Origin of the sequence: Cysteiniphilum halobium (assembly GCF_003574425.1) — a bacterium.
GTDB classification, from domain to species: Bacteria; Pseudomonadota; Gammaproteobacteria; order Francisellales; family Francisellaceae; genus Caedibacter; species Caedibacter halobius.
Window position 1 is genome coordinate 1 of sequence record NZ_QLIU01000126.1, and the last position, 522, is coordinate 522.

Below are 522 nucleotides of genomic sequence, written 5' to 3' on the forward strand. Positions count from 1 at the left end.
CTATTTGCAGCGCCTTTTTTTTTTTTTCTTTTCTTCTTTCACTCTCTCTCTGCTCTTCCTCTTCCTTTTTTTCTTTTTTCTTTTTTCTTTCTGCTTTTCTTCTTTTTTTCTTTTTTCTTTCTCCTTCCTCTTTTTTTCTCTCCTCTTTCCTTCCTATCCTTTCTTTCTCTTCTTTATTCCTTTTTTTCCTCTTTTTTCATCCTCCCCTTCTCTTCTTTTCTTCCCCTCCTTTTTCCCCTTCTTTTTTTTTTTTTTTTCTTCTCTTTTTCTCTCTTCTCCTCTTCTTTTTTCTTCTTCCTCTTTCTTTTTTCTTCTTTCTTTTTTTTTTTTTTCTTTTTTCTTCTTTCTTTTTTCTCTTTTTCTTTTTTTTTTTCTTTTTTTTTTTTATTCTTTTTTTTTTTTTTTATTTCTCTTTTTCTTCTTCTTCTTTCTCTTCTCTCTCCCTTCTCTTTCTTTCCTTCTTTTCTTCTTTTTCTTTTTCTTTCCTTTCTTCCTTTTCTTTTTTTTTTTTTTTTCTTTTTT

The 522-nt window shown here is 27.4% G+C and carries 1 protein-coding gene; it reads right to left on the minus strand.

Translation table 11 applies throughout. The features are described from left to right. Positions 1-173: 173 nt before the first annotated feature. Positions 174-522, minus strand: a 349-nt coding sequence (locus DNK85_RS12730; RefSeq protein ID WP_208123193.1) for a hypothetical protein, incomplete at its 5' end; no start/stop codon positions are given.